The sequence below is a fragment of the Luteolibacter sp. SL250 genome (assembly GCF_026625605.1).
Classification (GTDB): domain Bacteria; phylum Verrucomicrobiota; class Verrucomicrobiia; order Verrucomicrobiales; family Akkermansiaceae; genus Luteolibacter.
Map to the genome: position 1 here is coordinate 4,498,316 of NZ_CP113054.1, position 21,219 is coordinate 4,519,534.

Annotated in this window: 15 protein-coding genes; 7 read left to right on the plus strand and 8 right to left on the minus strand. The window is 63.0% G+C overall.

Annotated features, from left to right (window positions below):
- Positions 1 to 26: 26 nt before the first annotated feature.
- Positions 27 to 1,241 (plus strand): MFS transporter, encoded by a 1,215-nt coding sequence (locus tag OVA24_RS19475; RefSeq protein ID WP_267671809.1) that lies wholly within the window; start codon positions 27 to 29, stop codon positions 1,239 to 1,241.
- Positions 1,238 to 1,906 carry an HAD family hydrolase gene (locus OVA24_RS19480; protein ID WP_267671810.1) on the plus strand — a complete coding sequence of 223 codons (669 nt, stop codon included), beginning with the start codon at positions 1,238 to 1,240 and terminating at the stop codon, positions 1,904 to 1,906. Before OVA24_RS19475 ends, OVA24_RS19480 begins: the two co-directional genes overlap by 4 nt.
- 4 nt (positions 1,907 to 1,910) lie before the next feature.
- On the opposite strand, the gene OVA24_RS19485 is transcribed toward OVA24_RS19480, so the two are convergent.
- On the minus strand, positions 1,911 to 2,942 hold the full coding sequence (locus OVA24_RS19485; RefSeq protein WP_267671811.1) for an aldo/keto reductase: 1,032 nt from the start codon (positions 2,940 to 2,942) through the stop codon (positions 1,911 to 1,913).
- Positions 2,943 to 3,073: 131 nt separating this feature from the next.
- Here OVA24_RS19485 and def point away from each other — a divergent pair, with 131 nt between their 5' ends.
- The 5 genes from def (at position 3,074) to OVA24_RS19510 (ending at position 9,733) form a co-directional block, all read left to right on the plus strand.
- Positions 3,074 to 3,631: a peptide deformylase gene (gene def / locus OVA24_RS19490; protein WP_267671812.1), complete on the plus strand. Its 558-nt coding sequence runs from the start codon at positions 3,074 to 3,076 to the stop codon at positions 3,629 to 3,631.
- 80 nt (positions 3,632 to 3,711) lie between these two features.
- On the plus strand, positions 3,712 to 4,680 hold the full coding sequence (locus OVA24_RS19495) for a hypothetical protein (protein ID WP_267671813.1): 969 nt from the start codon (positions 3,712 to 3,714) through the stop codon (positions 4,678 to 4,680).
- 87 nt (positions 4,681 to 4,767) lie between these two features.
- Complete coding sequence (locus tag OVA24_RS19500; RefSeq protein WP_267671814.1) at positions 4,768 to 8,409, plus strand: hydantoinase B/oxoprolinase family protein; 3,642 nt, start codon at positions 4,768 to 4,770, stop codon at positions 8,407 to 8,409.
- A 10-nt stretch (positions 8,410 to 8,419) separates the two neighbouring features.
- On the plus strand, positions 8,420 to 8,698 hold the full coding sequence (locus OVA24_RS19505) for a hypothetical protein (RefSeq protein WP_267671815.1): 279 nt from the start codon (positions 8,420 to 8,422) through the stop codon (positions 8,696 to 8,698).
- A 180-nt stretch (positions 8,699 to 8,878) separates the two neighbouring features.
- Positions 8,879 to 9,733: an alpha/beta hydrolase gene (locus OVA24_RS19510; RefSeq protein ID WP_267671816.1), complete on the plus strand. Its 855-nt coding sequence runs from the start codon at positions 8,879 to 8,881 to the stop codon at positions 9,731 to 9,733.
- Between the two features lie 221 nt (positions 9,734 to 9,954).
- Here the strand turns inward: OVA24_RS19510 and rpoC are convergent, their stop codons facing one another.
- From rpoC to nusG, 7 genes are all read right to left on the minus strand, one after another.
- Positions 9,955 to 14,121 (minus strand): DNA-directed RNA polymerase subunit beta', encoded by a 4,167-nt coding sequence (gene rpoC / locus OVA24_RS19515; RefSeq protein ID WP_267671817.1) that lies wholly within the window; start codon positions 14,119 to 14,121, stop codon positions 9,955 to 9,957.
- Positions 14,122 to 14,165: 44 nt separating this feature from the next.
- Positions 14,166 to 18,113, minus strand: coding sequence for a DNA-directed RNA polymerase subunit beta (gene rpoB / locus OVA24_RS19520; protein WP_267671818.1), 3,948 nt, complete (start codon positions 18,111 to 18,113; stop codon positions 14,166 to 14,168).
- A 203-nt stretch (positions 18,114 to 18,316) separates the two neighbouring features.
- Positions 18,317 to 18,691 (minus strand): 50S ribosomal protein L7/L12, encoded by a 375-nt coding sequence (gene rplL / locus OVA24_RS19525; protein WP_267671819.1) that lies wholly within the window; start codon positions 18,689 to 18,691, stop codon positions 18,317 to 18,319.
- A 140-nt stretch (positions 18,692 to 18,831) separates the two neighbouring features.
- The gene (gene rplJ / locus OVA24_RS19530; RefSeq protein ID WP_267671820.1) at positions 18,832 to 19,350 is read right to left on the minus strand and encodes a 50S ribosomal protein L10; all 519 of its coding nucleotides are present in this window, start codon (positions 19,348 to 19,350) and stop codon (positions 18,832 to 18,834) included.
- Positions 19,351 to 19,367: 17 nt separating this feature from the next.
- Entirely contained in the window at positions 19,368 to 20,075 is a 708-nt protein-coding gene (rplA, locus tag OVA24_RS19535; RefSeq protein ID WP_267671821.1) for a 50S ribosomal protein L1, read from the minus strand.
- Positions 20,076 to 20,159: 84 nt separating this feature from the next.
- A complete protein-coding gene (rplK, locus tag OVA24_RS19540) occupies positions 20,160 to 20,588 on the minus strand; it encodes a 50S ribosomal protein L11 (RefSeq protein WP_267671822.1) in 429 nt (142 codons plus the stop codon).
- Positions 20,589 to 20,634: 46 nt separating this feature from the next.
- Positions 20,635 to 21,204, minus strand: a complete 570-nt coding sequence (nusG, locus tag OVA24_RS19545) for a transcription termination/antitermination protein NusG (RefSeq protein WP_267671823.1) — start codon at positions 21,202 to 21,204, stop codon at positions 20,635 to 20,637.
- Positions 21,205 to 21,219: the final 15 nt, after the last annotated feature.

Consider the following 21,219-nt stretch of genomic DNA (forward strand, 5'->3'; position numbering starts at 1 on the left):
TTTCACGAAAATGGGAATCTCCCCGCATGCCACCACCCGTTGCGGAAGCCACCGATCTCCGGTTCGACGAAATCCAGGACGTCGCCGGGAAGCCGCGCAATCCCCGGCTGGCCGCGTCCCTCTACTTCCTCACCGACGGCATGGTGTTCGGAACGTGGGCGGCGCTGATCCCTTCCTTCAAATCGAAATTCGCCTTGTCCGAGGCTCAACTGAGCGTGGTGCTGCTGGCCATCGCCGCCGGAGCCATCGTCTCGATGCCCGCCACGGGACGGACCGTCGCCCGCCACGGCAGCCGGGCGAACCTGCGGATCTACGCCCCGGCATTCTGCGTCTCGCTGGCACTGCTGGTCCTCAGCCCGCACTTCGCGCTGTTCATTGCCGCAGCGTTTCTTTTCGGCGCGGTGAAGGGAGCCTTCAACGTGTCGGTGAACTCGCAGGCCATCGCGATCGAGAATGCGGCGAAGAAGCCGATCATTTCCTCCTTCCACGCGCTGTGGAGCCTGGGCGGCATGTCCGCCGCGCTGGTGGTGGGCGCGGCCCTGAAAGCCGGGCTGTCCCCGGCATCCATCGCCATCGGCACCGCGGCGGTGCTGCTGGTGGTGGTCACCATATTCCATTCCCACCTGCTGGGCGGGGATGCCACGCCGCAGGCCGCCCCGGAAGGAAAGTTCCGCTTTCCGGATGGGAAGCTCCTGCGCATCGGCATCGTCACCTTCATGGTATTGTTCGCGGAAGGGGTGATGATGGACTGGAGCGTGGTCTATGCGCGCACCATCTCCGGAGCGGAGGCCTGGCTGGCCCCCGTGGCCTATGGCGTGTTCTCCGGCTGCATGGCGCTCGGGCGTTTGTTCGGCGGCCCGCTGATCTCCCGGCTGGGATCCTCCGGCATGCTGACGGTGGGCGGGATCTTCACCACCGTGGGCCTCGCCGTTGTGACCGGCATCCACCACTGGCCCGCCACCTTCCTGGGCCTGGCGCTGACCGGCTTCGGACTGGCGAACCTGGTGCCCATCCTGTTCGGAGCGGGTGGACGGGCGCATGAAGGCGGCGCGGGAAATGGCATCGCCACCGTGTCCATCATGGGCTACTTTGGATTCCTCATCGGCCCACCGCTCGTCGGCGGCATCAGCCACCAGGCGGGACTGCCGGCGGCCTTCGCGCTGGTCGTCGCCTTCGCCTTCTTCATCGCCGCCTTCGGAAACCGCTTCCTCGGTACGACCATCACCAACAAAGAATCATGACGACTCCCCGCGACGCCCTCCGGAATGCCCGTGGCATCCTATTCGACATGGATGGCGTGCTGATCGACTCCGAGCCAACCCATGAGAAGGCGATCATCGCGCTGTCCCGGGAGCTGGGCGACGAACTGACCGACGACGCGACCATCCAGTCGTTCAAAGGCGCGCCGGAGAAGTTCATGGCGAAGCGGCTGATGGAAATCTATCCGGGACAGACGCGGACTTCGCCGGAACTCATCGCACGCAAGGTGGAACTCTATGCCGCCCTCTTCGAGGAACACGTGACACTCATCCCGCAGGCCATCGACTTCCTGAAGGCATCCCGGGCAGCGGGACGGCTGCATGGCCTGACCACCTCCGCTTCCCGCGCGACGCAGAGGTTGTCCTTCGAAACCTTCGGCTTCGGCCAATACTTCGACACCATCATCACCGGTGAGGACATCACCAAAGGAAAGCCGGACCCGGAACCGTTCCTCCTGACCGCGGTGAAGCTGGGGCTTGATCCCGCGGACTGCATCGTCATCGAGGACTCCATCAACGGCGTGCGCTCCGGCCACGCGGCGGGCTGCACGGTCATCGCCCTCACGACGACGTTCCCCCGCGAAGCGCTTTTCGAAGCAGGGGCCGACCATGTGATCGACTCCTACTCCGACGTGCTGGAGGCGTGAGCCGTCAGGCCGGGAACGGATTCCGTTCCGCGAATCCCTGCTGGTGGAAATAGGGGTAGGCAAAGGGGCGCTTGCTGGCTTCATCCAGCTTCGCGACCTGTTCCTTGGTGAGGTTCCAGCCGACCGCGCCGAGGTTCTGCTTCAGTTGCTCCTCATTCCGCGCGCCGATGATCACGCTGGAAACGGTCGGCCGCTGGAGCAGCCAGTTCAGTGCCACCTGGGGCACGGATTTTCCGGTTTCCCCAGCCACCTGATCCAGCGCGTCCACGACCTGATAGAGGAACTCGTCATCCACCTGCGGCCCCGCATCGACAATGGTCTGCGAGTTCAGGCGGCTGCCCTCCGGCAACGGCTTGCCACGGCGGATCTTCCCGGTCAGGCGGCCCCAGCCGAGCGGGCTCCACACCATCGCGCCGACTTTCTGGTCCACACCCAGCGGCATCAGCTCCCACTCATAGTCACGGCCGATGAGGGAGTAGTAGGACTGGTTCGCGACGTAGCGGGTCCAGCCGTAGCGGTCCGCCACCGAGAGGGATTTCATCAGGTGCCAGCCGGAGAAGTTCGAGACACCCAGGTAACGGATCTTCCCGGCTTTCACGAAGCCATCCAGGGTGGAAAGCACCTCCTCAACAGGCGTCATCGCGTCGAATCCGTGGAGCTGGAAAAGGTCGATGTAGTCCGTCTGGAGACGCTTCAATGAAGCGTCGATGGTGCGGGTGAGATGGTGGCGGGAGGAGCCCACATTATTCACTCCGTCATCGAACCGGAAGGTTGCCTTGGTCGAGATGAGCACCTGGTCGCGGCGGCCTTTGAGCGCCTCGCCAAGGATCGATTCGGAGTCGCCCTTTGAATAGATGTCCGCCGTGTCGAACATGTTGAGGCCCGCCTCCAGGCAGATGTCCACCAGGCGGGTGGCCTCCTTCACATCGGAAGAACCCCACGCTTTGAAGAACTCCGTGGTTCCTCCGAACGTCCCCGCCCCGAAGGTCAGGGCAGGCACCATCAATCCCGATCCGCCAAGCTGTCTGTATTCCATAGTTCGATGATTATAGAACAATATGGAGTGCTGTCAAAAAATGATTCCGGCCCCCGGGGTGGTGGCAGAGGGCCATTTCCAAAGCGGGGTTTGACCTGCACTGCCGTTGCCTCATACTCTGGTGTCCGCCCATGATCCGTGAAATCGTCCAATACGGCCACCCCGTCCTCCGTCAGCGCTGCCAACCTGTCACCGTGGTTGACGATTCCCTGGTCGAACTGGTGAACGACATGCTCGAAACCATGGTGGATGCCAACGGTGTCGGCCTGGCCGCCCCGCAGGTGGGCATCGATCTCCGTCTGGCGGTGGTGGATATTTCCCACGACCCGGAGAGCATCTCCTACTTCCGCGTGAACGGGGAGGACGCGAACCTGGAGGACTACATGCCGCTGGTGTTCATCAATCCGGAGCTGGAATTCGGCCAGGAAAAGGAATGGGGCCAGGAAGGATGCCTGAGCATCCAGGGCATCCGCGCGGAAGTCCGCCGCCCGATGGATGTGAAGGCCACCCTCCCCCAACTGGACGGATCCGTCCTGGTCATCGAGTCCGATGGACTCCTTTCCCGCGCCATCCAACATGAAACGGATCACCTCAACGGCATCCTGTTCACGGAGCGACTTTCAGCGGCGAGCAAGGTCGCGCTCAAGAACCGCCTGAAAAAGCTGCTGGCGGAAAATACGGGAATGTAGATTTTCAATCGATTGTGGCTCGACTTTTTTAGAATATCCGGCATTCATGACTGCGGTGCCACAGCAGGTACTCCTTCATCATGAGCAATAATCGAGGCATTTTCGAGAATCTCCCTGGCAAACCATCCGCGAGTCCATTCTCCGTCGTCCAGGATCCGGCCGCGCCTGCACCGTCCGCAGCGAACAGCCCGTTCGCCGCAGCGCCGCGCCAAAGCTCTCCGTTCAGCGTGGCGGATGATGGCTCCGCCTCCAAAGGCGTGAAAATCCCGGAGCGCCGGAGAAATGACTCCCCTTTCCAGGTTGCCGACGACAGTGAAGGCTTCGGCTTCGAGCCGACGGCATCCCCCTTCGCCGCGGCACCGTTTGAGGCGGCTCCACAGGCATCTCCCTTCGCCGCCGTTCCATCCGAACCGGCACCATCTCCATTCGCAGCGGCACCCGAGCCTGCTCCATCCCCGTTCGCCATCGCACCCGCCGAGCCGGTGGCCCGTCCCGCCGCAACTCCCTCTCCGTTCTCGGTTGAGTCCTCTCCGGCGCCCTCCTGGCAGCAAGCTCCTGCGGCTGCTTCCAGCGCCTTCGGCTCATTCGCTCCGGCACCTTCTCCGGCCGCGGTCGCCGCTCCGCCAGCTCCCGCTCCCGTCCAGGCACCAGCCGCAGCCCCATCCATCGCTCCGGCACCTGCCCCGGCTCCGGCTCCCGCCGCCAGCGAATCGGATTCCTCCTCCATCCGCCAACTGGAGCTTCGCGCGATCTTCGGTGTGGACCGCGAAATGAGCACAGATGAGATCCTCCAGCGCGCCCGCGCCCTGCCAGGCATCCGCCACATCGCACGCGTCTGCGCGGCTGACGTCGCCGCCGTGGACGCGCTCAAGCAAGTGGTGGCCAACCTCGGCTTCGGCTCCGGTGGACTGAAACTCTACGCAGGCTCCGTGCCGATCGAGTTCATCCGCGAATCCGGCGTGCTGCTCGCTGTCCAGACGGACGGTGGCTTCGCCCCGGGTGTGCGTGAAACGCTCATGATCGTCGCGCGCGAGCTGAGCCGTTCCTGAATGTTTTCCTGCATCGCATCTTGTTGATGGAAAGCCGGCCTAATCCGCCGGCTTTTCTTTTTGTCCCGCAAGGGACACACTGCCCGCGTGGCAGGAACATGGAAAGTCCGGGTGGATACCGGCGGCACATTCACCGACGCGTGGGCACTCACCCCCTCCGGGGAGGAACGCCGGTGCAAGGTCCTCTCCGACGGCTCGCTGGTCTTCGACATCAGCCCACCGGATGCGGAGGGATGGCATGCTCTGGGCCGCGCACCCGCATCTGAGGATGGTGTGCTCACGGGCTTCTCCGCCAGAGACGGGCTGACCGTGACCGCCGACCGGGAGAACGGACGCTTCATCCGGCTTTCCCGCCCCTTTCCCGGCGGCCGGCTTATCCTGCGCAGCGGCGAGGAAGCCCCGGTGCTGGCGGCACGCCTGCTGACGGGAACCCCGGCCGACAGGAAGCTCCCGCCAATGGACTTCCGGGTCGCCACCACCCGGGGAACGAACGCCCTGCTGGAGCGGAAGGGCGCACCCACCGCCCTTTTCATCACGGAGGGCTTCGGTGATCTGCCGAAGATCCGCGACCAACGCCGGGCGCTGCTGTTCTCCCTCGCGCAACCGGATACGGAGATCCTCTGCGAGGAGGTGGTGGAAATTTCCGCCCGCCTTTCATCTACTGGAAAGACAGTAGATGCCCCCGGCGAAGAAACGGTCAGGAAAGAGGCACGCCGTTGCGTGGTGGCAGGCATCCGGGTGGCCGCTGTCGCCATCATCCACTCCTGGAGGGATCCATCCCTGGAGCGGAAGGTCGCCGCCTGGCTGCTGGAGGAGGGCTTCAGCCATGTGACGACCTCCTCCGGCGTCTCACCGGTGATCCGTTTCCTTCCCCGGCTGGAGACGGCGCTGGCGGACGCTTGGCTCGCCCCCATCATGCGGGACTTCACCGCGAAGGTGGCCGCAGCCATGGAAACCGGAGAACCGTGGATGATGACCAGCGCGGGAGGCCTGTCCGCCGCCTCCGCCTACCAGCCGAAGGACTCGCTGCTTTCCGGTCCTGCGGGTGGACTGGTCGGCTCGGCCGCCATCGCCCGGGCGGCGGGATTCCCCAAGGTACTGACCTTCGACATGGGGGGCACCAGCACGGATGTGGCGCGCATCGACGGACCATTTTCATTCCGCTATGAACAGGAGGTGGGACCGGCCCGGGTGTTGGCTCCCGCGATGAAAATCGAAACGGTGGCCGCAGGCGGCGGATCGATCTGCCGCTGGCACCTCGGCAGGCTGGAAGTGGGTCCGGAAAGCGCGGGCTCCGATCCCGGTCCGGCGTGCTATGGCCGTGGCGGCCCGCTGACCGTCACGGATGTGAATCTCCTCCTCGGGCACATGCGCCCGGAGGGTGCGGGCATTCCCATTGACCCAGCCTCCGCCCGCACGGAACTCCGCAAGCTGATGAACGCGATGGAAGCGGACGGCGTGATCCCGCCTCAGATCCAGGATTTGCTGGAAGGACTGCGGAACATCGCCGTCGGAAAGATGGCGGAGGCGATCCGTGCCATCTCATTTTCCGAAGGCCACCATCCGGAGAATTTCGCGCTGTTCGCATTCGGCGGGGCGGGGCCCCAGCATGCCTGCGCCGTGGCGGAAAATCTGGGCATCCGCACCGTGCTGGTGCCCGGTGATGCCGGCCTGCTGAGCGCGTGGGGACTGCACCAGGCCCGGCGGCAGGAACAGGCAGTGCGGCAGATCCTCAGACCGCTGGCGGAGATCACGACACGGGAGATTTGGAACGCGCTAGCGGTGGATGCGTCATCCGCCTTGTCCATCCCCGCGCCATCCTTCCGCTGGCTGGCCGAGCTGCGGCTTGCCGGGCAGGACACGCCCATCGAAGTGGAGGCTCCATCCGCCGATGCGGGCGGGGATTTCCTGACCGACCGCTTCCGGAACGCCTATCGCAAACTCTATGGCTATGATCCATCCACCGCCCGCACCATCGAGTGCGTGACGCTGCGGGTAATCGCGGAGGAGCCGGAAACCTTGCTGGATGCGGAGACATTCGGCGCGGTGGAACTCACCGGCCCCCACCTGCTCCAGGACCGGTTCAGCACCTGCCTCATCCCCCCGGGATGGGAGATGAAACGAGGGACACGGCGCACGCTTCTGCTGGAGAAAATCACCGCGGCTTCCGGAGGACCGATGGAGAACGGCAACCCAGAGATCCGCGCGGCGCTCTTCCGCAACCGCTTCGAAGGACTGGTGACGGAGATGGGTGCGCTGCTCCGCCGGACGGCCATCTCCCCGAATATCCGCGAGCGGCTGGACTACTCCTGCGCGTTGTTGGATGCCGAAGGGCGGCTGGTGGTGAACGCCCCGCACGTCCCCGTCCATCTGGGTGCGCTGGGTGTGTGCGTGCGGGAGGTCGCCGCGAGGATCGATCTCGGCCCTGGGGATGTCGTGGTGACCAACCATCCTGCTGCGGGCGGCTCCCATCTGCCGGACATCACGGTGATCGCCGCCGCTTTTGATGAAGACGGAACGCGGATCGGCTACGTGGCGAACCGCGCCCACCACGCGGAGATCGGCGGCATCGCGCCGGGATCCATGCCAGCCGCCGCACGCAACCTCGCGGAGGAAGGCGTGGTCATCCCCCCGATGAAATGGATCACGGCGGGCACGCCTGATCCATCCGGACTGGAGGATCTCCTCCGCCACTCCCCCCATCCATCGCGGCGGCCCGAGGAAAACCTCGCCGATCTGGAAGCACAGGCCGCCTCCGTCGCGCATGGCATCCGCACGCTGGAAGCTCTGGCCGCTTCCCATGGAGGTGACCGCGTGCGATCCGAAATGGAGGGTATCCTTTCCCGCTCCGCCACGCTCATGGAAAGCCTGCTGCGGCACCATGAGGGCCGGACGTTCCACCGCTCCGGCACGCTGGATGATGGCACCGCCATCGTGGTGGCCATCACCGTCGGGGGCGGAAGCATGACGGTGGATTTCACGGGCAGCGGTCCCGTCCATCCGCGGAACCTCAACGCCACCCCGGCCATCGTCCGCAGCGTGTTGCTCTACGTCCTGCGCCTCTGGCTGGATGAGGACATCCCGCTCAACGAAGGCCTACTGGACTCCACCCGGGTGATCCTGCCGCCGTGTTTCCTCAACCCGGATTTTCCGGATGATCCGGAGAAATGTCCCGCCGTGGTCGGTGGCAATGTGGAGACGAGCCAGCGCCTCACCGACCTGCTGCTGGCGGCGCTGGGCCTCTGCGCCAACGGCCAGGGCACGATGAACAACTTCCTCTTCGGCAACGGAGCCTTCGGCTACTACGAAACCATCGCCGGAGGAGCCGGTGCCGGGCCTTCCTTCCACGGTGGAAGCGGACGCCACGTCCACATGACGAACACCGCCATCACCGATCCGGAGATCCTCGAACACCGCTTCCCCGTGCGCCTGCACCGGTTTTCCATCCGGAGGGAATCCGGCGGAAAGGGCGTCCACCACGGCGGTGACGGAGTGGTCCGGGAAGTGGAGTTCCTCACCCCCATGACCGTCTCGCTCCTGACGGAACGCCGCGGCACCCGTCCGGAAGGAATGGCCGGCGGCACGGACGGTGAGAGCGGCGGGCAGATCCGGATCTTGCCGGACGGCACCACCCTGCCCCTCCCCGGTGCCGTGACCTATGAAGCCAGCGCCCATGAACGCATCATCATCCGCACGCCGGGCGGCGGCGGATGGGGTGCATCCCATTGAGCCTCCTGCCATGCCATCCCGCGGCCGCCACCAGAGTTCATCGAAGGAATGCCATCGCATCATGCGGCGGATCGAGGCGCTCGACGGCGTGATCGGTGTCATCATCGGCCGATCGTATGGCGGGAAATCCCTGGGCGCGGGCAGCAGCACCGGCTCGCTCAAGATCCAGCGGAAGGTGCCCGGCGGCATCAAGGCCGTCACCCAGTCCACCAAGGGACTGCAGGAGCTTTTCATCCGGACCGAGCCCGGCACGGAGGAAGCCATCGCCGAAGCGATCCTCAGGCTTTGATCCGGCAACGGCCCAACCTAGCACCGCTTAAGGTCTTCTCATTTCCGACTTAACATCAGGAGGCATTCATGCAAACGATGCTTGATGGATCTCCCGTTCGCCATCCGCCGCACGATTGTCACGTTCTCCACAATCCTGATCTTTTCCGGAGAAAGCGCTTCGGCCAGATCCTGGACAGATGTGCAGGGACGAACGATCGAGGCGGAGTTCGTCTCATTCGACGCCGCGGCCTCCAAGGTGAAGGTCCGCCTGGCGAACGGCAGCGAACCCTTCATCGATCTGGCGAAGCTCAGCGAGGCCGACCGGACATGGGTCACCGATCACCTCCGCCAGCAGGAGGAACGGGTCACCGAGCTGCGGAAGAACGCCGGAAAGACGGTGAGTTTGAAATCGGAAGGACCGGAGGCCGTCGCCTATCATGTGTATTATCCCACGTCTTTCGACCCATCGAAGCCGCCCGCCATGATCATCATGTTCAGTCCCGGCGGAGATGGCAAAGACATCCTGGCATCCGTTCGCGCGGCCTGCGAGGAGTTGGGGTGGATCGGTGTCGGCTGCAATGAATTCAAGAATGGGGTCGATGATTCGGTGCTGGATCCCAAGTGGGCGGAAGTCCTGCCTGCCATCGAGAAGACCGTCCTCCATGATCCGGATCTCCTTTACATGGGGGGAATGTCGGGCGGCGCGCTTCGATCCTATGACTACTCGGAATTGACCGTCCGGCCATGGAAAGGCGTGCTCGCCTTTGGTGGCTGGCTCGGCCGCAAGGAAGCTCTTGGCAGCCCGGCGAAGATGGCAGTGGCCCGGGTGAATGGCGACAAGGACACCAATGCCAATGCGTGGATCGAGGCAGAGGATGGAGTTTTCAGAAAAGCGAAGGCGAACGTGAAAGACTTCCCGTTCCCGGGAGGGCATGTGGTCGCGCCCCCGGAGGTGATCCTGGAGGCCATGCGCTGGATGAAGGAAGCCACCGTGCCCGGCAACCGGCTGCCGGACGGGAAGCGGAATGAGATGCAGTTCAACAAGGACAAGTGATCTCCCCGAGAAGACGTCTCCGAACAGGCAACTGATCTATCCCCTTGCCCGTAGGTGACTGCCGGAACGGGGCGAGGACTTCGAGGCACCTGCCCGTGAAGTCCGGATTCTCCCGGGGGGCGGACTGAAGTCCGCGCTCCATTGGGAAACATTCCAAACAAAACACCCCGTCCTGCTTTCGCGGGACGGGGTGTTCCGTTTGAGTTGGTTGCTACCGGCGCTTACGCGGAGGCGGCGTCTTCGTCGTCGTCGAAGCTTTCGGTTTCCTCGACGATCGGCTCAGGCTCCTCGACGGTGAACTCGAACTCCGAATCGCGGTGCGTGTCGAAGCCGGTGCCGGCGGGGATGAGGTGACCCATGATGACGTTCTCCTTGAAGCCGGTGAGGTAGTCCACGCGGCCGAGGGTCGCGGCTTCCGTAAGGACACGGGTGGTGTCCTGGAAGGAAGCTGCGGAGATGAACGAGTCGGTCTCGAGCGAGGCCTTCGTGATGCCAAGGAGAACCGGCTCGCCTTCGGCGGGCTTGCCACCTTGTGCGAGGATGCGGGCATTCTCGCGCTTGAAGGCGGTGCGGTCCACCTGGTCACCCCACAGCCAGCCGGAGCCGTCCATGTCCTCCGCGTCGCCCGGGTCGGTGATCTTCACCTTGCGGAGCATCTGACGGATGATGACTTCGATGTGCTTGTCATTGATCTCCACGCCCTGGACGCGGTAGACGGACTGCACTTCGTTGACGAGGTGTTCCTGGAGTTCCTGCGCGCCGCAAGCCTCGAGGAGGTCTTCCGGGGAGACAGGGCCTTCCGTGATCTGGTCACCACGCTTCACGACGTCGCCGTCGGTGACGACGATGTGCTTGCCCATCGGGACAAGGTGGTCGATCTGCTCGCCGGTCTGGGAGTCGGTGATGATGACCTTCTTCTTGCCGCGGACGTTGCCGCCGAAGGAGACTTCACCCTCGATCTTCGCGATGACGCAGGCGTCCTTCGGCTTGCGGGCCTCGAAGAGTTCCGCCACCCGTGGAAGACCACCGGTGATGTCCTTCGTGCGGGCCACTTTCCGTGGGGTCTTGGCAAGCTGGGTACCTCCGGTGACGACATCGCCTTCCTTGACGGAAAGGTGGGCGCCGACAGGGATGGAGTAGCTGGCGCGGATTTCCTTGGTCTTCTCGTCCACGATGACGACCTGCGGATGGAGGTCTTCCTTGTGCTCGGTGACGACCATGCCCTTCTTGCCGGTTTCCTTGTCGGTCTCCGAAGCAACGGTGATGCCGGAGATCATGTCGCGGAACTCGACCTTACCACCCTTCTCGGTGAGAATCGGCACGTTGTAGGGGTCCCAGGTGACGACGGTGTCGCCCTTCTTGACCTCTTCACCGTCCTTGGTGGAGATGATGGATCCGATGACGATGTTGTGGCTCTCGAGCTCGAGGCCGCCCTTGTCACGGATGGAGATGGAGCCGTTCTTGTTGAGGACGACCCAGGTGCCATCGGCGGACTGGACGGTGCGGAGGTCCTTGTAGACCAGGCGGCCGCCGTTCTTCGCCTTGATGATCGGCTGCTTGAAGGTCGCCGCCGCAACACCACCGACGTGGAACGTCCGCATGGTGAGCTGCGTGCCGGGCTCGCCGATCGACTGGGCGGCGATGATGCCGACCGCTTCACCGATCTTGACCGGAAAACCGGTCGCGAGGTTGAGGCCGTAGCAGTTCGCACAGCAACCGCGGTCGCTTTCGCAGGTGAGGACGGAACGGATCTTCAGCTTGAGGACGCCGATGCGCTCCATGGCATTCGCCTGGTTCTCGTTGATGACGTCGTCGATGTTGACGATGACATCCCCGGTGATCGGATCCTTGATCTGCTCACAGGACACGCGGCCGTAGACGCGGGTCGCGAGGGAGGCGGCTTCCTCGTCGCCGTCATAGATGGCGGCCACGGAGATACCATTGACGGTACCGCAATCCTGCTGGGTGATGATGACGTCCTGGGCCACGTCCACGAGCTTCCGGGTCATGTATCCGGAGTCCGCGGTCTTGAGCGCGGTGTCGGACAGACCCTTCCGGGCGCCGTGGGTCGAGATGAAGTACTCGAGCACGGAGAGACCCTCGCGGAAGTTCGAAATGATGGGGCGTTCGATGATCTCGCCGGACGGCTTGGCCATCAGACCGCGCATACCACCGAGCTGCTTGATCTGGGATTTGTTACCCCGTGCACCGGAGTCCACCATCATGAACAGCGGGGACGCGGTGTTCTTGCCCTCGTTGAACTCGATCTTGCGGTAGAGCGCGTTCGCGATGGTGTCGGTCGCCTGGGTCCAGACGTCGACGACCTTCTGGTAGCGCTCGCCGTCGGTGATGACACCGTTGCGGTACTGCTTGGTGACCTTCTCGACTTCCTCGTAGGCCTTGGCGATGACTTCCGGCTTCTCCTCGGGGATGAGCATGTCAACGATACCGATGGAGATACCGGAGCGCATGGCTTCCATGAAGCCGAGTGCCTTCAGCTTGTCGAGGACCTCGACGGTCTTCTTCTTGCCGGACACCTGAGTGCAGCGCCAGATGATGTCACCGATCTGCTTCTTGCCGACGGTGCGGTTGATGAAGCCCAGCTCGGACGGCCAGATTTCGTTGAAACGGACGCGGCCCGGGGTGGTTTCGAGGATGCGCACCTCGCTGTCGCCGAAGGTGGTCTTCTTGCCGAAGTCCTGATTCCGGATGCGGATCCAGGAGTGGTAGGAGATCTTGCGGGAAGCGATGGCGAACTCGACCTCGGAGGAGTTTTCGAACAGCGGGAGGTGCTCCTGCTTTTCGCGGTCCACCTGGGTGCGGACGCCGGCCCAGGTGAGGTAGTAGGTGCCGAGAATGATGTCCTGGGAAGGAACCGTGATCGGACGGCCGGACGCCGGGGAGAAGATGTTGTTCGGCGCGAGCATGAGCTGGCGCGCTTCCATCTGGGCTTCCACGGAGAGCGGGACGTGCACGGCCATCTGGTCACCGTCGAAGTCCGCGTTGTAGGCGGTACAGACGAGCGGGTGGACGCGGATGGCCTCACCTTCGATGAGCTTCGGCTCGAACGCCTGGATCGACAGGCGGTGGAGGGTCGGAGCGCGGTTCAGGAGGATCGGGTGGCCCTTGGTGACTTCCGCGAGGATGTCCCACACTTCGGTGGTCTTGCGGTCGATCATCTTCTTGGCCGAACGGACGGTGTGGCAGTAGCCCAGCTCCTTCAGGCGGCGGATGATGAATGGCTCGAACAAGGTCAGGGCCATCTTCTTCGGAAGACCGCACTGGCCGAGCTTGAGGTCCGGACCGATGACGATGACGGAACGTCCGGAGTAGTCGACCCGCTTGCCGAGAAGGTTCTGACGGAAACGGCCGCCTTTGCCCTTGAGCATGTCGCTGAGGGACTTGAGCGGACGGTTGCCGGCGCCGGTGACGGCACGGCCGTGGCGGCCGTTGTCGAAGAGGGCGTCAACGGCCTCCTGGAGCATCCGCTTCTCGTTCCGGATGATGACTTCCGGGGTCTTGAGGAGCAGGAGGTTCTTGAGACGGTTGTTCCGGTTGATGACGCGGCGATAGAGGTCGTTCAGGTCGGAGGTGGCGAAGCGGCCGCCTTCCAGGGGAACCAGCGGACGGAGGTCCGGCGGGATCACGGGAAGAACGGTCTGGATCATCCACTCCGGGCGCGACTTGGACTTCGCGAAGCCCTGGGTGATCTTGAGGCGCTTGCTGAGCTTCTTCTTGTTCTGCTTGGAGCGGGTGGTGGCGAGCTCGCCTTCCAGGACGACGGCCAGTTCGGCGAGGTCCAGTTGCTTGAGCAGGTCCTGCACGGCCTCGGCACCCATGCCGGCGCGGAAAGATCCGTCACCGTAGGTGTCCTCCGCCTCGCGCAGCTCGGTCTCGGTGAGGAGTTGTCCGACTTCGAGGGCGGTGTTACCGGCCTCGGTCACAACGTAGTCTTCATAGTAGATCACGCGCTCCAGCTGGCGGGCGCTCATGTCGAGCATGAGGCCGATGCGGGATGGCATGCACTTGTAGAACCAGATGTGGGAGACGGGCACGGCCAGCTCGATGTGGCCCATGCGCTCGCGGCGCACGCGGCTGAGGGTCACCTCAACACCGCAGCGGTCGCAGACGACGCCCTTGTGCTTGATGCGCTTGTACTTGCCGCAGGCGCACTCCCAGTCGCGGGTCGGTCCGAAGATCCGCTCGCAGAAGAGACCGCCTTTCTCCGGCTTGAAGGTCCGGTAGTTGATGGTTTCGGGGTTCTTCACCTCGCCCTTGGACCACGAACGGATGACGTCCGGGGAGGCAACGGTGATGGAGACCTGATCGAATGCCTCGGGGCGTTCGTCCACGCCGAAAAGTTCGCGAAGGTTGTTATCGACACTCATATAGGGTAGTAAATTAGGTCAGTAGTTGGGTTCGCGTTACGTGATCAGAGGGTGAGGTCATCGAGGGAGAAGTCGTCCAGACCACCGGTCATGCCGGAGCCATGGCCAGATCCCTTGCGCCCCGGACGGACGTCGAGTCCGAGGGATTGCATTTCCTTGATGAGCACGTTGAAGGATTCCGGCGTGCCTGCCTCGAGGTTGTTGTCGCCCTTGACGATCGCCTCGTAGATCCGGGTACGGCCCTGGACGTCGTCCGACTTGACGGTGAGGAGCTCCTGCAGGGTGTAGGCGGCGCCGTAGGCTTCGAGGGCCCAGACCTCCATTTCCCCAAAGCGCTGACCACCGTATTGTGCCTTACCACCGAGCGGCTGCTGGGTGACGAGGGAGTATGGACCGACGGCACGGGCGTGGATCTTGTCAGCGACCAAGTGACCGAGCTTCAGGATGTAGATGTAGCCAACCACGACCGGGTTGTGGAACGCCTCACCGGTGCGACCATCATAGAGGGTCGACTTGCCACCGGTGGTGCCGTCCTTGCCGTCACCGATCCAGGTGTAGCCGCGGCCTTCCTTCTCGTCCTTCTTCCGCTCGCGGAGGTCGCCGTTGTCGCCGACGAACTTGACGCCGTCGACCTTCTTGGCCTTCGACATGAAGTCCCAGATGACCTCTTCCTTGATGCCGTCGAAAATCGGGGTGGCAACCTTGAAGCCGAGCGCCTTGGCGGCGACACCGAGGTGGGTCTCGAGAACCTGTCCGACGTTCATCCGCGACGGCACGCCGAGCGGGTTGAGGCAGATATCGACCGGCGTTCCGTCATGGAGGAACGGCATGTCTTCTTCCGGAACGATGGTGGCGACGACACCTTTGTTACCGTGGCGGCCCGCCATCTTGTCACCCACGGAGAGTTTCCGTTTGGCGGCGATGAAGACCTTCACTTCCTTGATGACGCCGGGATCGACCTCGTCACCGGACTCGAGGGAGTCGAGCTTGCGCTCGCGCTCGGTGTCCAGCTCCTGGAAGCGCCCCTCGAAGGAACCGATGATCTCCAGGATCTTGTTGCGGATCGGGGATGGGTCAATCTCGATGTGGTCGTGCACCGAAGCGAGCTTGCGGAGCAGGGTCTTGGTGATCTTGCGGTTCGCCGGGATGATGATCTCACCGGTCTGCGCGTTGACCACGTCGAGCGGGATCTTCTCGCCGAGGAGGATGTCCGACAGACGCTCCGTGAGGTCGTCGGTCAGCTTGTCGGCCTTCTTCTTGTGCTCGTCGTTGATCTTCTTGAGCTGCTTTTTCAGCTCGACCGGATCCACCTTCTCCGCGCGCTTCTTGGCGAAGCCGTGGGAGGAAACGCGGACGTCCTGGACGATGCCGATACAACCGGAAGGGACGCGCAGGGAGGTATCCTTCACGTCGGCGGCCTTTTCACCGAAGATGGCGCGCAGGAGGCGCTCTTCCGGAGCCAGCTCCGTCTCGGACTTCGGAGTGATCTTGCCGACGAGGATGTCGCCGGGCTTCACTTCCGCACCGATGCGGATGATGCCGTCGTGGTCGAGGTTGCGGAGCGCTTCCTCACCGACGTTCGGGATGTCACGGGTGATTTCCTCAGGTCCCAGCTTGGTGTCACGGGCGGCGACATCGAACTCGGAGATGTGGATGGAGGTGTAGACGTCCTCTTTCACCACGCGCTCCGAGATGACGATGGCGTCCTCGAAGTTGTAGCCGTTCCAAGGCATGAACGCGACCAGCACGTTGCGGCCGATGGCGAGTTCGCCATCCTCCGTGTTCGGACCGTCGGCGAGCACCTGGCCCTTCTTGATCTTCTGGCCCTTCTTGATGATCGGCTTCTGGTTGATGCAGGTGCCGGCGTTCGAGCGCATGAACTTACGCAGCGGGTAGGCGAGGATGCCCTTTTCGATGTTGGTCTTCACCGACTCGGCGTCGGAGAGGAACTTCTCATCGGAAACAGGGAGCTTGCCGTCCGGGGTGGTGATGATGATTTCCGCGGTGGCGGCGGCAACGATGCCGTCAGCCTCGGCGACAACCACGGCGCGGGAGTCACGGGCGGCCTTGCCTTCCAGGCCGGTGCCAACGAGCGGCGCCTCGGAAACGAGGAGCGGCACGCCCTGGCGCTGCATGTTCGAACCCATGAGCGCGCGGTTGGCGTCGTCGTGCTCGAGGAACGGGATCAGACCCGCAGCCACGGAGACGAGCTGCTTCGGCGAAACGTCCATGTAGTGGACCTCGACCGGAAGGGACTCGATGAACTCGCCGCCTTTTTCACGGGCAGTGATGCGCTCGGTGGTGAAGGAGCCGTCCTTGGTGATCGGGTTGTTCGCCTGGGCGATGAGGAAGTTTTCCTCCTGGTCGGCGGTGAGGTATTCGATCTCGTTGGTGACCTTGCCCTTCACGACGCGGCGGTAAGGGGTCTCGATGAAGCCGAACTCGTTGATCCGGGCGTAAGTGCACATCGAGTTGATCAGACCGATGTTCGGACCTTCCGGAGTCTCGATCGGGCAGATCCGGCCGTAGTGGGACGGATGGACGTCGCGGACTTCGAAGCCTGCGCGGTCGCGGTTCAGACCGCCCGGTCCAAGGGCCGACAGACGGCGCTTGTGGGTCAGCTCCGCGAGCGGGTTGGTCTGGTCCATGAACTGGGAAAGCTGGGACCGGCCGAAGAAGTCACGCACGACGGCGGAGAGTGCCTTCGGGTTGATCAGCTTCTGCGGGGTCATGCCCTCGATGTTCACGTCGAACAGGGTCATGCGCTCCTTGACCAGACGCTCCGTGCGGGCGAGGCCCACGCGGCACTGGTTGGCAAGGAGTTCACCCACCGCACGGACACGGCGGGAGCCAAGGTGGTCGATGTCGTCGATGACACCGTCACCCTTCTTCAGCTTCAGGATGTAGCGGACGGCGGCGAGGAAGTCCTCGGGAACCATGATCCGCTGGTCGGAATCCACCTGGATGCCGAGCTTCTGGTTGATCTTGTAACGTCCGACGCGGGTGAGGTCGTACTTCTTCGCGTCGAAGAAGAGGCGCTTCAGGAGGGCGCGGGCGTTGGCGGCGGTCGGCGGGTCGCCGGGGCGCAGCTTGCGGTAGATGTCCTTGAGGGCGGATTCCTCGTCCTTCGCCGGGTCCTTGCGGAGCGACTTGAGCAGGATTTCATCCTCGCGGCCGTCGATGACTTCGATCGACTTGTGGCCGAGGGCGAGCAGCTGGCGGACGATGCCGATGGTCAGCGGCTCATAGGCTTTGGCGACGACCAGCTCACCGTCGAGGACGTCCTCGAACGGCACCTTGTGGCCGAGTTCGCCTTCGTCCATGCTGTCGCTCAGCGCGAGCGCTTCAGGGGAGTAGAAGTGACCGACGATGTCGCGGTCCGTCGGGTAGCCCAGAACACGCAGGAACGTGGTCGCAAGGAACTTCCGGCGGCGGCGGCGGCGGTCGAGATAGACGTAGAGCAGGTCGTTGGTGTCGAACTGGACTTCCAGCCAGGAACCACGGTCCGGGATGATGCGGAAGGAGTGCAGCAGCTTGCCGTTGAGGTGCTGGGAAGTCTCGAAACAGATACCCGGGGAACGGTGGAGCTGGGAAACGATGACACGCTCCGCACCGTTGATGATGAAGGTACCGCGGCGGGTCATCATCGGCAGCTCGCCCATGTAGACGCGCTCTTTCTTGTTACCCGTCTCGTCCTTCAGCTTGAAGGTCACGTAGAGGGCGGCGCTGAAGCTCTCGCTGTTACGGAGGGAGTCCAAGGAGGTGATCTTCGGGTCCTCGATGTCGTACGCGACGAAGTCGAGCTCGATCGCTTCATCGTAGCTCTTGATCGGGAACACTTCACGGAACACGGCCTGGAGACCGGTATCGGTGCGCTCGCTTGGCGTGACATCCTTCTGAAGGAACTCGTCATAGGAGCGGCTTTGGACCTCGATGAGGTTCGGGGGTTCAATGACTTCCTCAAATTTACCGAAATAGAGACGTTCAGCCATGGTGTTTTCGTGTTCTGCTAATGACAAGTGAAGCCCGAGCCGCGAACGGTCTCAGGCGAGTGGAGTTTCAGGAATGTGAAATGGAGGTCGGAATCGGCGGGAAAGCCCGGAGTTTTCGTGGAATCTCCCGCCGGTTCCGGCGGTGTTTCTGGAGCTTCCCGGAGCGAACGTAGGTCCGCTCCGGGAAGAAATCCAAAAATAAGTTACTTGAGCTCGATTTTGGCGCCAGCCTCTTCGAGTTTCTTCTTGGCGGCTTCGGCAGCGTCCTTGGCGACACCTTCCACGATCTTCGCGGGGGCGCTTTCGACGAGCTTCTTCGCATCGGCAAGACCAAGGCCTGGAGCAACTTCACGGACTGCCTTGATGACAGCGATCTTGTTGCCACCGGCGTCGGTGAGGACGACGTCGAATTCAGTCTTCTCTTCGACTGCTTCGGCTGGACCAGCGGCTGGACCGGCGGCTGCGACAGCAGCAGCGGCGGACACGCCCCAGGTTTCTTCAAGTTTCTTAACGAGGTCGACAGCTTCCAGAACGGTGAGCTTGCCGAGTTCTTCTACGAGTGTTTCGATGTTGGCCATTTTGTTTTCTCCTGTTCGGTATCGTCGCCTCCGGAGCCTCCGGAGATTTCAGTGCGGCAGCCGCCGCCCCGACGAGGAACCATTATGTGTTCAGGCGCCCGCGCGGAGACGCGGACGCCGTCGATTCAGATTGTTTCGGATTATTCCGCGGCTGCCTCTTCGTCGGCTTTCGCCTCGTTGGCATCCGGGTTGAACTTCGCGTTGAGGACGCGGGCGATGCGGGTCGCCGGCTCGTTGATGAGGCCGAGGAGTTGCGCAAGAACCGCTTCGCGGGAAGGAATGTCGGCGATGGACTGGAGCTTTTCAGCGGAGAGGATGGCACCGTCGAGGATACCAACCTTGAATTCCGGCTTCTTGAACTCCTTTTCGAAGTTTTTCACCACCTTGGCGGCGGCGAAGACTTCGCTGTCACCGGTGATGAAAGCGGTCTGGCCGACCAGGCTTTCGGCGATGTCCGGGAGACCCGCTTCGGCGAGCGCCTTCTTGACATAGCTGTTCTTGGCGACGAGGGCCTTGGCACCAGCGGAACCGAGGCGGTTGCGCAGCTCCGTGAACTGGGTCACGGTCAGGCCGGTGTAGTCCACAACGATGAGATAAGGGGACGCATTCACGCGCTCCAGCACACCGTCGATGATGATTTTCTTATCGGGATTGCTCATGTTACAGGGCGTGAGGATTAGGCGGTGACTTTGGTGTAGGTGGCTGCTTCCAGCGGCAGGCCTGGCAGCATGGTGCCGGCCAGGGTCACGGACTGGATGTAGTTGCCCTTTGCGGAAGCAGGCTTCGCGCGGACCACGCCGTCAACGAAGGCGCGGGCGTTCTCAGCGAGCTCGGCGGGGCTGAAGCTGGACTTGCCGATGGAACCGGCGACGTTGCCGTTCTTGTCGAGCTTGAAGTCGATCCGGCCGGCCTTCACTTCCTTGACGGCTTTCGCGACGTCGTCGGTGACGGTGCCGGTCTTCGGGTTCGGCATGAGGCCGCGAGGTCCCAGGACCCGGGCGATCTTCCGGACTTCGGTCATCGCATCAGGAGTGGCGATCGCGGAGTCGAAGTCCGTGAAACCTTCCTGGACCTTTTTGATGAGGTCTTCGAAGCCGACGTGCTCCGCACCAGCGGCAATGGCTGCTTCAGCGGCCGCGCCGGAGGCGAACACGGCGACACGGACGTTCTTGCCGGTGCCGTGGGGAAGGGAGACGGAACCACGGACCATCTGGTCGCTCTTCCGGGGATCCACGCCGAGGTGGAACGAAAGGGTGACGGTCGGGGTGAACTTTGGAGCCGGAAATTCCTTCAGGGTGCTGATCGCATCGGTGAGGGAATAGCTCTTGCCGGTGAAGACAAGGGCGGCTGCCTTTTTGTAGCGTTTGCTGCGGTGTTTGGCCATTTGTTGTTTTGGTTTGCAGTTCTGGCGGAAGCGGCTGGCTCCCTCCTGCGGGCTCCGGGATCAATGACCCCTCGGCCGAGATTCTCAGTAACCCTCGACTTCGAGGCCCATCTGGCGGGCGGTGCCTGCGAGGATGCGGGCGGCCGCTTCAGGGTCCTTGGTGTTGAGGTCGGGCATCTTGATCGCGACAACCTCCATGAGCTTCTCCTTGGAGATCTTGCCGACCTTGATCTTGTGCGGCTCCTTCGAACCGGAAGCCAGACCAGCGGCTTTCTTCAGCAAGTTGCCGGCCGGGGGTTTCTTGGTGACGAACGAGAAGGACTTGTCCTTGTAGACGGAAATCACGACCGGAAGCACATCGCCCGCCTGGGCCTGGGTGGCGGCGTTGAATTCCTTACAGAAACCCATGATGTTCACACCGGCTTGACCAAGAGCGGGACCGACGGGTGGTGAAGGGTTGGCGGCTCCTGCCTTGATCTGGAGCTTGATGATTTTTACGACTTCCTTGGCCATAGTGATGCGGTGTTGAGACTAGATGAGAGGGATTGGGGTGGGTGGATCAGGCGCGCTCGACCTGCCAGTATTCGAGTTCGACCGGCGTGCTGCGGCCGAAGATGGTGACCGAGACACGCAGCTTGCCGCGCTCCGGGTCGATTTCCTCGACGATGCCGTTCTGGCTTTGGAACGGACCATCCGCCACCTTGACGGTATCGCCGACTTCGAAGCTGATGGCGGGGCGGACGTTCTGCTCCCGCTCCTGGATCTGGGAAAGCATCGCCTCCACCTCGCGCGGACGCATCGGGATCGGACGATCCTTGGTGCCGGCGAAGCCGATCACGCCTTCCATTTCCTTGATGAAGAACCAGGTCTTCTCGACGAGCTGGTTGTCCTCGGAAATGAGGTGCATGTTGACGATGATGTAACCCGGGAAGAACTTCCGCTTCGTTTCGGTCTTCTTGCCGCGGCGGATTTCGGAAACCATTTCCGTCGGAACCAGCACCTCGCGGATGTAGTCCGTCATCTCCTCTTCCTTCGCCTGGCGCTGGATCCGGTCACGGACCCGCTGCTCCTGGCCGGAGAGAACCTGGACGACATACCACTGGTCTTTGAATGGCGCTGTATCGGGCATGGATCAGGAAAATGG

What these genes read in the sequence shown, in the direction of transcription:
- OVA24_RS19475 (WP_267671809.1), top strand. Translation starts at nt 27, where the DNA reads ATGCCACCACCCGTTGCGGAAGCCACCGATCTCCGGTTCGACGAAATC.
- OVA24_RS19480 (WP_267671810.1), top strand. Translation starts at nt 1,238, where the DNA reads ATGACGACTCCCCGCGACGCCCTCCGGAATGCCCGTGGCATCCTATTC.
- OVA24_RS19485 (WP_267671811.1), bottom strand. Translation starts at nt 2,942, where the DNA reads ATGGAATACAGACAGCTTGGCGGATCGGGATTGATGGTGCCTGCCCTG.
- def (WP_267671812.1), top strand. Translation starts at nt 3,074, where the DNA reads ATGATCCGTGAAATCGTCCAATACGGCCACCCCGTCCTCCGTCAGCGC.
- OVA24_RS19495 (WP_267671813.1), top strand. Translation starts at nt 3,712, where the DNA reads ATGAGCAATAATCGAGGCATTTTCGAGAATCTCCCTGGCAAACCATCC.
- OVA24_RS19505 (WP_267671815.1), top strand. Translation starts at nt 8,420, where the DNA reads ATGCCATCCCGCGGCCGCCACCAGAGTTCATCGAAGGAATGCCATCGC.
- rpoC (WP_267671817.1), bottom strand. Translation starts at nt 14,121, where the DNA reads ATGAGTGTCGATAACAACCTTCGCGAACTTTTCGGCGTGGACGAACGC.
- rpoB (WP_267671818.1), bottom strand. Translation starts at nt 18,113, where the DNA reads ATGGCTGAACGTCTCTATTTCGGTAAATTTGAGGAAGTCATTGAACCC.
- rplL (WP_267671819.1), bottom strand. Translation starts at nt 18,691, where the DNA reads ATGGCCAACATCGAAACACTCGTAGAAGAACTCGGCAAGCTCACCGTT.
- rplJ (WP_267671820.1), bottom strand. Translation starts at nt 19,350, where the DNA reads ATGAGCAATCCCGATAAGAAAATCATCATCGACGGTGTGCTGGAGCGC.
- rplA (WP_267671821.1), bottom strand. Translation starts at nt 20,075, where the DNA reads ATGGCCAAACACCGCAGCAAACGCTACAAAAAGGCAGCCGCCCTTGTC.
- rplK (WP_267671822.1), bottom strand. Translation starts at nt 20,588, where the DNA reads ATGGCCAAGGAAGTCGTAAAAATCATCAAGCTCCAGATCAAGGCAGGA.
- nusG (WP_267671823.1), bottom strand. Translation starts at nt 21,204, where the DNA reads ATGCCCGATACAGCGCCATTCAAAGACCAGTGGTATGTCGTCCAGGTT.